The organism is Vibrio lentus (assembly GCF_002875945.1).
Taxonomy (GTDB): Bacteria; Pseudomonadota; Gammaproteobacteria; order Enterobacterales; family Vibrionaceae; genus Vibrio; species Vibrio apostichopi.
Genome location: NZ_MCZK01000126.1, coordinates 23,481 through 33,659, shown reverse-complemented (window position 1 = coordinate 33,659; position 10,179 = coordinate 23,481). Strand labels below are relative to the sequence as shown.

Here is a 10,179-nt window from a genome sequence, read left to right as displayed (position 1 = left end):
ATCTAAGCGGAGAAGAGCCAGCACGCTTGCGAATGGTGATCTCACCTGTCGTATGAACTACTTTCTCGTTCGTGATGAATTCAGTGAAATCGCAATTACTATTGATAAAGTAGCAGAACGTGAACAAAACATGGTGTTATCGATTCAAGAGTCTGTTGCACTCATGCAGCAAATCAGTTCTGACTTAAACCAATCGACACAACAAAGCTCAGACATCTCAGGTAATCAACAAGAACACCTGAATAGCCTAGCAAGCGCCACGGAACAAATGGCAGCAACGATTCGCGAAGTCGCAACACTTGCTCATGAGTCGAGTACTCAAACAATGGACGCTCGTGGCGTAGCACAAAGCGGACAATTGAAGGTTTCTAATACTCTAGAGTCTATCTCTAACCTATCTCAAGAAATCCAATCGGCTTCGCAAGCGGTAGAAGAACTTGATGCCAACGCAGCACAAATCGATGAAGTAGTGGCGACCATTAATGGTATTTCAGAACAGACCAACCTATTAGCTCTCAACGCGGCTATCGAAGCTGCTCGAGCTGGTGAACAAGGTCGAGGTTTTGCTGTTGTTGCTGACGAAGTTCGAGCTCTTGCGGGACGTACTCAACAAGCTACCGTCGAAATTCAAAGCATGATTGAATCATTACAACGTAACAGCCAATCGCTCACCAAACTGATGGAAGTGACGGTTAACAACGCGAACGAAGGTCAAACGTTAATGTCAGAAGTGAACGTCGAGATCGGCTCGTTAGCTGAAAAGAATCAGTCAATATCTGACAGCAGTACCCAAATAGCGACCGCCTCTGAAGAGCAAGGCGTCGTTGCCGACAATATTGCACAGAGTGTTGCAGAAATTCGTCACCAATCAGATAGCATTTGCGAAATGATCAGTAAGAGTAATTCCAATGTCGATCAGCTGCGCAAGCAGAGCGACACCATGGAAGGCTTACTAACAGGTCTGAAAGCTTAATCACTAAGATCTGAACATAAAATATCGAGACTTGGGCTGCTTTTGCAGCCCTTTCTTATTTGCTTTTCGATTTCACTTCCCCGACAATACGTCTCCTTCAAATTTCAACCAACAGAGTAAATCATGACTCCTTCTATTCATCTAGCTAAAGCCCGAGACAAATCGTTACGCCGCAAACACCCATGGGTATTTTCACGCGGTATTGATAAAGTTGAAGGCGAGCCACAACAAGGTGAAACTGTAGACGTATATGCTCAAAATGGTCAGTGGCTTGCGAAAGCAGCTTACTCTCCTGCTTCTCAAATTCGTGCTCGTGTTTGGACATTTGAAAAGGAAGAAATCAATAAAGCGTTTTTCATCAAAAGATTTAAAGACGCTCAATCACTGCGTGAAGATATTATCGAACGCGATGGTTTGACAGGATACCGCTTAACGGCAGCTGAATCTGACGGCCTGCCAGGTATTACTATCGACAAATACCAAGACTTCTTAGTTTGCCAACTACTGAGTGCTGGCGCGGAGTTCAACAAGAGCATTATCGTTGAAGCGTTAGTTGAATGCTTCCCTGATTGCAATATTTACGAACGCTCTGACGTAGCTGTTCGTAAAAAAGAAGGCTTAGAACAAACGGTCGGTGTACTGCATGGTGAAGAGCCACCTAAGTCAGTAGTCATTGAAGAAAACGGCGTGAAGATCAGCGTGAACATCATGGAAGGCCATAAAACAGGCTTCTACATGGATCAACGTGATAGCCGAAAAGAGTCGATGAAGTACGTTAAAGACAAAGATGTTCTTAACTGTTTCTCATACACTGGTGGTTTTGGTCTGTATGCCCTTAAAGGTGATGCTAAGCGTGTGATCAACGCAGATGTATCTCAACTGGCTCTTGATACAGCTAAGTTCAATGCTGAACTAAATGAGTTCGACATCTCGAAAAAGCGTGCTGTATTCTTAAACGCAGACGTATTCAAACTACTTCGTGAATACCGAGATCAAGGCACTAAGTTTGATGTCGTTATCATGGATCCACCAAAGTTCGTTTCAAGCAAAAACAACCTAACATCAGGTGCTAACGGCTATAAAGACGTTAACATGCTTGCGATGCAAATCCTTAAGCCGGGCGGAACACTACTCACCTACTCTTGCTCTGGTTTGATGGGTGCTGATTTATTCCAAAAAATCATCGCTGATGCAGCACTAGATGCAGGCAGAACTGTGAAATTTGTTGAACGCTTTGAGCAAGCTGCCGATCACTTAATCGATACAGCTTACCCAGAAGGTTTCTACCTAAAAGGTTTTGCTTGTAAGGTGCTTTAATTTTAGAGCCTAAGAATCAGGCTTCTACAGCAAAACAGATGTATTAAAAAAGGGCCTTTCGGCCCTTTTTTGTTATTGGTCTGGTAAGTTCACAAAGAGTTGATTAACCAAGTTACTCAAATCACTGCTTATCACACTGCCATCACCTTGAGCGTTCACAGAGTCAAACTGATTCCCCGTATTATCGAGTACAATCGTTTGTGTCTGACCACTGTTATTGGCACCTTCAGAGATAGTGATCACCAAATCTTTATCACCACCTCCGTTATCCAATTTTTCAATAGCGATGTGTTCTAGAAGATCAGACATATTATTCTCGGTCGGTAGCAGTTGAGAGATATCCAAATGGTCTTCACCCAAAGCAAAGTCGGTAATGGTATCAACATCGCCTTGGAATGGTTGGTCAACCCATTTGAATAGGTCATCACCTTCTCCACCAACTAAGATATCGTCTCCTAGCCCACCGATAAGCGTATCTTCACCACCTTGGCCATAGAGAATATCGTCTCCTTCGCCGCCAGATAAAGCATCATCCTTATCGTTGGCTCGAGACTGATCGAAGTCTTGTACATTGTCAGAAATATAATCGTGAATATCTCGCGCAGACACCGAAGACAATTGCTCACCAGTTTCCTGAGCTACATATTTCTGTATCGCTGCGACACCTTGACCTGAAATACCGTCAAATTGCACTAAGTCTCCGAACATGATGTCATCACCAGCTAAAGCATCAATTTGATCTTCACCTTGCAATAAACTCACTTCTTTACCAAGAATAACCTCTGACAATTTCGTTACGTCTATTGACGTTTCAACTAGGCCATCAGAGTCGTAATCTTCGAGAACATCTTCATCTAATGAATCACCGAGCCCAATAGCGTCAACAGATGACATCAATGCGAGCAATTGATACATATGCTGACCTTGTTTATTAACGCCACCCTTATCATAGTAATCGTAAGAAGTGCCATTAATGCTTAAATCACCAATTCTATCCCCTGTTAATGGTGAATATAACTTGGCCTTATCGTCAATTAATACACTACCTTTATAATTAACAACGCCACTTGTATATCCGGCAGGCAATAAATCAGCCAGTGTTATAACTTGGTTCGTACTCAGATCATAATCGATCAATATTTCATCGAACTCACTTTTCATTAACCTACTGTCAGTAAAGGAAGTCGGCTCACCGTCAGAAATGAAATATGAAATGTTGTTCCCACCGCTTTGGTCAGCGAACCATTCAACAGCAGATTGGAATCCAGCTTCGTAATTGGTACCACCTCCGCCAGCATCAGTGATGGCATCAAGTGCTGCGACGAACTGCTCTCTTGGGTTTTGACTGCTCAAGTCAACAGATACTGACGTATTTGAATTGTCTGAAAAATCCGTTATTAGAATATTAACTTGGCCGGAATGTTGCCCCTGAGAGCTAGCTAAAATCGCATCAAAAACAACCAACAGTTCATCTTTTGCGGTTTCAACATCTCTTCCCATGCTGCCCGACGTATCGAGAATAAACGCGATGTTGTAATCCTCACCGGCAACAATTTGAATCCCTTGAACGTCACCAACAATCAAATCGTTGTTCTCTGTCCCTTTAATATTATCATCACCGTGAGAGCCAGATTCCAAATCATAGCTTCTGAAACTTATATCTGCTGACGTGTTAGTTATTGCTTCATCACTATTAACCGATTCAGAGGATGAGGTAGATACAGCAAGCTCAAAGTCTAGGTCTCCTTCATAAGAGTAAGGAATTCGAAGCTCTGCACTAACATCACCAGAAACAGGTATAACAATAGAATATGACCCATCAATGTTTGGAGATATAAGCTGTCCCCCGATGTACAACTCAACGCCTTGAGGTATACCTACAAGAGTAAATTCGTTACCTAACGATTCACTTCCATCGTTATCAACAAGTTCCGCTGAAATATCTAGTGGTATTACACTATCTTGAAGAACCGTATATTCTCCAGTCTCATTATCAATCTCGATTATCGAATCCGAGAAAATAATACGTTCAATACCATATAAATGGTCACCATCTTCGGTGGAAGGCGAATTATCACTAGATGTGTCTCTTTCAAGAGAATCTTTAACTAACCAATAAGGTACTTGGCTATGTTCTAGGCCTCTAAAACCAAGCTCGTATTCAGACAATTTGCCTTGATAGATAACAGTATCAGTTTCAACTTCGCTATCCTGAGACCCATTACCACCATAAAACGAATCGTTGCCACTAGTCCCAACAAACGTATCGCTACCCTGTTGACTCAAGTTAACGGCTTGCTGATCGCCAACAAACTGCTGAGCCGCCGCATTGTCAGGTGCAATCATCAAGTCATCACCTTGATTGCCATTATTAAAACCAGGAGACTGGTCAACATGGTCGAAATTAATACCACCAATAGATGTCTCACCGTTACTTACAAGGTTTCTAATATCGCTAGGTGGTGTACCGAAATCAGGCACAGCTTGTGATTGTTGCAACTCCCCGACCGCAATAGTTACACGAGGAGCATCAGCAACCGCACTGACCGTAATATCGAGAGTATCGCTTACACCAGTGTTTGTAGTGTAAGTCACTGTCGGAACGTTACCTGACCAATGCTCAGATGGTACAAACGAGTAACTACCATCTTGCTCAACCGTCAACTCACCACCGGTTAGCGTGATAGTGTCACCAACGTTATAGGAAGTTCCTCCTACTTCAATTGACTGCAGTGATAATGTGTTATCTGTATCAGTATCGTTTGCTAACACGTTACCAGAGATACTTGTATCTTCATCTACAGTACGAGTATCTGGCTGCGTATTTGTAGCATTGTATTCATGAACAACCACATCAATACTGGTCGTAGTCGTAGCAGTACTTGCTGAGTCCTTTTCACTAGCAATCGCTTCTACATCAATAGTAAAATCGTCGTGACTTCCCGAAGGCGGTAAGACCGTTAGACTTGTCATATCCCAACTACTGATATCAAATGTCTCATTGGTACTAGTGAATGTGTGAGAATTAACTCCATCACTTAGCTCAGAACCAATAGGGAAACCACTAACATTGACAGCCAAACTTTCAGAACCATCAGTATCATTTAAAGATGCTTGCAGCTCTGTCAATGGAATACGTGTGTCTTGTGGACCTTCATTCGTTGTATAGACTTGATAGAACTCAACGCCATTTTCGTTTATTAGCTGTGATGTCCGTATGTCAATATTATCGAGCTGAGATACATCACTGACTACGCCAAAGTTTGTGTTGTCTAAGTTGACAGGGCTCGCGCCATCTACAGAAACATTGACATCGAAATTACCAGGGCCACTTTGGTTATGATGGTAAATTTCTATCGGATAAAAACCAGAAACAGTTGGCGTGAATGCTCCACCTTGAATACTCCCGCGACTGTCGCCCCATCGAGCATCATCTGTAAGTTCTCCGCCGATTTTTATCGCTAAACTGTCATCTGCTTTACCAACGAAATCATAAGATGTACCGGCTTCTAGATAAATTAGACCAGTGATTAGTGTAGCTTGACCAGCTCCTTGACTAGGGTCTCGGACGTCATTCGTATTGCTTGAAGAGGCACTATTCGCATCCAAATCATCGATGACATTAATCAAGGTATCAGGGTCAACACCATTACCAACACCATATTGAGAACCAACAGAGACACCATTCCACATACTTACGTTGAATTGTTGGTCCGGAAGTTCAATTCCATCAATGCTGGTTAACAAGTTAGGTGCATCTGCGATTGGAGTAACATCTATCGCGACAGTCGACTCCCCACCTACATTTACGCCATCAGTTGGTTTGAAACCAATCTGCGCATAATCTTGCTGTTGATCACCGATACCTGGGGTTGAGTGACTATCATACCCAGATTCATCTTCATCCGGAGTAAATCGAACTCTATCTGCATCAAACTGGCTCTTGTCGATAACTTGACCAACCGAAATGTCATGCCACTGACCATCATCACCGAAATACTCAAACTGACCGTTATTTGGCAAATCGGTAATCTCGACACCTAATGCTGAATCAGGTGAATCAACATCGCTGATTCCGAAGGAATCCCATTCGATGAAGGTTGGGGTGTCTTCGTCAGTTGTAATTGGAGATTGTTGTTCGATTGCTACCGTTGGTGCGTCGTTCGTGCCTGTGATGGTGATCGTCGCCGTGGTTGGCGTGGTCGACAGCACATTGCCTTCGTCGTCGTATTCCACCACGTTGTAGCTGTACTCGATGGTCTCGGTTTCACCCGACGCCAACGCGTTGTACGCACTTGGGTCGACGGTGAACTCGCCATTGCTCAGGCTCACGCCCTTCGCATCGCCACTTGTCAGCGTCACGTCTTCGGCTTTCAGCTCATCGCTCGCATCCACATCACTGCTGTTCGCCAGCAAGTCAAGGGTGAAGCTTGCGTCATCTTCGGTCTTCGTTGCGCTCACGCCCGCTACCGTTGGTGCGTCGTTCGCTAGCATAACTCCAACATCAACCGTAATGGTATCAGTACCACCTTGGCCATCATCAACCACAACTGTAAAGCTATCGGTTCCGTTGTAATTTTCGCCTGGCGTGTATGTCCAGTTACCATTTTCGTCGACTACTACAGAGCCATTAGATGGTTCCGTACCTTTTACGAATGTTAGCGAGTCGCCGTCCGTATCTGTTGCGTTTAGCGTTCCGCTTACTGGTGTATCTTCGTCGGTGGTTACTGAAACGTCATTACCAACAGGAGCATCATTGACAGGAGCTACACCAATATTAACTGTGATTGTATCGGTGCCGCCTTGGCCGTCGGATACAACAACCGTAAAGCTGTCATCACCGTTATAGTTTTCATTGGGTGTATAAGTCCAGTCACCATTTTCATCGACAACGACGGTTCCGTTCGAAGGATCGGTAGCTTTAACGAAAGACAGAGAATCGCCATCTTCATCGGAAGCAGATAATGTTCCGTTAACTGGCGTATCTTCATTGGTGGTAAAAGAGACAGTGTCACCGATAGGTGAGTTGTTGTTATCAACAAAAGATGGATTATTGTTTAAAGGGGTTACAGATTCGGTTAACGAACGGAAGGCATCTAGAAGACTTAGGCTCTGAGTACGAGACATACCCAGCGCTTCAAAACCCGTTGTGACGAAATCGGTACCGGGGATAGTTTCTTCGCCATCACGCTCGATAGTACCGCTCGCACTTAAACTAGAACCATTCTGGCCTGCAGCAGTAGCGAACTCTTCACCTAACTCTGTTGGGTCTTGACCTTCTTCTAATGCAGCGAATATATCCGCTATGTCTTGGTCAATTTCGATATCACCGCCATCTTCAGGCGAAAAGCGTTTGGCTGATATCTGAGGTTCACTGGATTCATTCTGGGATTCAAGAACGACATCTCCAACTTGGAGTGGTGCGCCCTCTTCTAAGATTTTGATCGTACCATCTGCCGAGATAACAATGCGTTGGCCTAGTGCAAGAGCACCGCCCAAATTCAGTGTTGTCATGTCCATATAAACCCCTAAAAACTACTTTCAATCGATAACGTCAAATTTGTGACATTAAATTTATAATAATAGTTAAAATATAACATCTAAAGTCATATCATTCATAGTTATGAATCGAGTATTTAACAACGTTAGATACTAGGTAATGATAATGATCACATCAAACAACAATTCAGGTGCTCTAACCAGTAATATAAGTTATTGTGTTAGCGGAAAATAATTTCAATCTTAACGCAAGATTAAAGTGCTCAAAAACATCATAAAACGCACGCTGATCGGTTAACAATTTTACAACTATTGACGGTGGCTATTTTTAGCGATCGTGATTTTTTTGGCGGTTCATCTGAATCTTATATATTAGCTTTTAATTTTGTGATTTGGATGTAAGCCTATTTTGGGGAGATGCAAATTGAATTTTGTTCAAACGACCACATTAGGGTTAGCTATAACAATGAGCTGGGCAGCTAACTCACAAACTCTTGAGCAAGCTGTTGCGTTTACTTTAGAAAGTAACCCTGAGATCAAAAGTGCTTATAATGAATACGTAAGTAAGCTTTACGTTAACGACGCTTCCGGTGGTGCTTACCTTCCAAGTATCGACTTAGATGGCGGTATTGGTTACGAGCATACTGACCTTGCGACCAATTCAGACACAACAGATCTTACTCGAAAAGAAGCCACTATTACGCTTACTCAATTGATTTGGGACGGTGCCAACACAACGAACGATATCGACCGTACCGCAGCTGATGCCGAATCTGTTCGCTATCAACTGCTATCTAACGCGCAAGATATCGCATTAGAAGTGACCAAGGTTTACCTTGATGCTGTAAAAGCCTATGAAGTGCTTTCTCTTTCTGAAAACAACCTAGCCACACATAAAGAGATATACAGCGATATTCGTAAACGTGTTGAGTCAGGTATTGGTTCGACAGCGGACATGTCACAGGTAGAAGCTCGTATAGCAAAGGCGCACGGTAATTTACTTGCGGCTCAAAACAACCTTTTTGATACACATACACAATTTAAACGGATTGTTGGCCAGTCTCCGCTAGGGTTGACCTTTCCTCGTGCCGATGCCGGCGCTATTCCGTACACAGTAGACGGTGCATTAGCTAAAGCTTTTAACCAACACCCTGTGATTAAGATTGCACAAGCCGATGTCGACTCAGCGAAATTTCAGTACAAACAATCGAAGAGCACCAACTACCCAACTGTTTCTTTTGAAGCAGCGCAAACCTGGCGCGATGATGCAGGCGGCACAGAAGGCAGCAGCGATGAGTTTTCCGCTATGGTTCGTTTAAGATACAACCTATACAACGGTGGTGCTGACCAAGACCGTGCTGAAAGTGCAGCTTACCAACTCAACAAAGCCAAAGACCTCCGCGAAAGCACCTTCCGCAATGTAGAAGAGAGCTTGCGTCTTTCATGGAGCGCATTGGATTTAACCGTTCAGCAAAAAGAGTTCTTATCTGACCACGTAGACTCGGCATCAGACACAGTAATCTCGTATGAGAAACAATACCGCATCGGCAAACGTACTCTTCTCGATTTACTTAACACCGAGAATGAACTGTTCGAAGCTCGTAAAGGGTACTTAGACGCAAAGTATGATGAGCAATACGCAAAATATCGCGTAATGAACGCAACGGGCAACTTACTCGTCGGTTTACGAGTCGATATACCTCAAGAATGGAATGATAAGGTGGAATATTAATGAAGCTTACAAACACAGTATTATCGCTTTGCTTCATGGTTGTATCTACCAATGCTTTAGCTGAAAACAACGAAGACGAATTCGAATACCGCGCTCTTCCGCCTGTAACCCAAAGTTACGATCTTCAAGATGATGATAATGACGGAGTAATCAACGCTCGAGACCTGTGTGTCGATACTCAGATTGGTGCAGAAATAGATAACGACGGTTGTGGTTCATATTTCGAGTCATCAGAGAAAAAAGAGCTTCACATACTCTTTGCCAATAACTCTACAGAAATTAATCCTGCCTTTCTTAGTCAGATACGCCAGATGGCCGCATTTTTGAAGCGTTACGAGGGAACGACGATTGAATTGCAAGGCTACGCCAGTAAAGTGGGTAATGCCGAACACAATTTGAAGCTGTCAAAAGACCGTGCATCACACGTAAGGCGCGCACTTATCAGCAATGGCATTCAACCTTCTAGAGTAAACATCGTCGGTCACGGTGATTCTGATTTCAGTAGTGATGACACCCAAATCAATCACGCATTACATCGGAAAGTTGTCGCTTCTGTTGCTGGATTTAAAGGCAACATCAAAGAAGAGTGGCACATCTTCACCAAAATCAAAAAGTAGCTTCTACACTACTTTCACCATACTGAATCGCTATCTTAAGT

At 43.4% G+C, this 10,179-nt stretch carries 5 protein-coding genes; 4 read left to right on the top strand and 1 reads right to left on the bottom strand.

Annotated features, from left to right (window positions below; translation table 11 throughout):
• Together BCT49_RS14475 and BCT49_RS14470 are read left to right on the top strand one after the other, a co-directional pair.
• Nucleotides 1-973, top strand: a 973-nt coding sequence (locus tag BCT49_RS14475; protein ID WP_102436107.1) for a methyl-accepting chemotaxis protein, incomplete at its 5' end; no start/stop codon positions are given.
• Nucleotides 974-1,096: 123 nt separating this feature from the next.
• Nucleotides 1,097-2,290, top strand: coding sequence for a class I SAM-dependent methyltransferase (locus BCT49_RS14470; RefSeq protein WP_102436103.1), 1,194 nt, complete (start codon nucleotides 1,097-1,099; stop codon nucleotides 2,288-2,290).
• 72 nt (nucleotides 2,291-2,362) lie between these two features.
• Here the strand turns inward: BCT49_RS14470 and BCT49_RS26190 are convergent, their stop codons facing one another.
• Nucleotides 2,363-7,810, bottom strand: a complete 5,448-nt coding sequence (locus tag BCT49_RS26190) for a tandem-95 repeat protein (protein ID WP_241908087.1) — start codon at nucleotides 7,808-7,810, stop codon at nucleotides 2,363-2,365.
• Nucleotides 7,811-8,255: 445 nt separating this feature from the next.
• Between BCT49_RS26190 and BCT49_RS14450 the strand changes: the two genes are divergently transcribed.
• Together BCT49_RS14450 and BCT49_RS14445 are read left to right on the top strand one after the other, a co-directional pair.
• Nucleotides 8,256-9,521: a TolC family outer membrane protein gene (locus tag BCT49_RS14450; protein WP_102436101.1), complete on the top strand. Its 1,266-nt coding sequence runs from the start codon at nucleotides 8,256-8,258 to the stop codon at nucleotides 9,519-9,521.
• Nucleotides 9,521-10,138, top strand: coding sequence for an OmpA family protein (locus tag BCT49_RS14445; RefSeq protein WP_102436099.1), 618 nt, complete (start codon nucleotides 9,521-9,523; stop codon nucleotides 10,136-10,138). The genes BCT49_RS14450 and BCT49_RS14445 overlap by 1 nt, the downstream gene beginning before the upstream one ends.
• Nucleotides 10,139-10,179 lie beyond the last annotated feature (41 nt).

Coding starts and splice junctions, on each gene's coding strand:
- BCT49_RS26190 (WP_241908087.1), bottom strand. CDS start 7,810: ATGGACATGACAACACTGAATTTGGGCGGTGCTCTTGCACTAGGCCAA.
- BCT49_RS14470 (WP_102436103.1), top strand. CDS start 1,097: ATGACTCCTTCTATTCATCTAGCTAAAGCCCGAGACAAATCGTTACGC.
- BCT49_RS14445 (WP_102436099.1), top strand. CDS start 9,521: ATGAAGCTTACAAACACAGTATTATCGCTTTGCTTCATGGTTGTATCT.
- BCT49_RS14450 (WP_102436101.1), top strand. CDS start 8,256: ATGAGCTGGGCAGCTAACTCACAAACTCTTGAGCAAGCTGTTGCGTTT.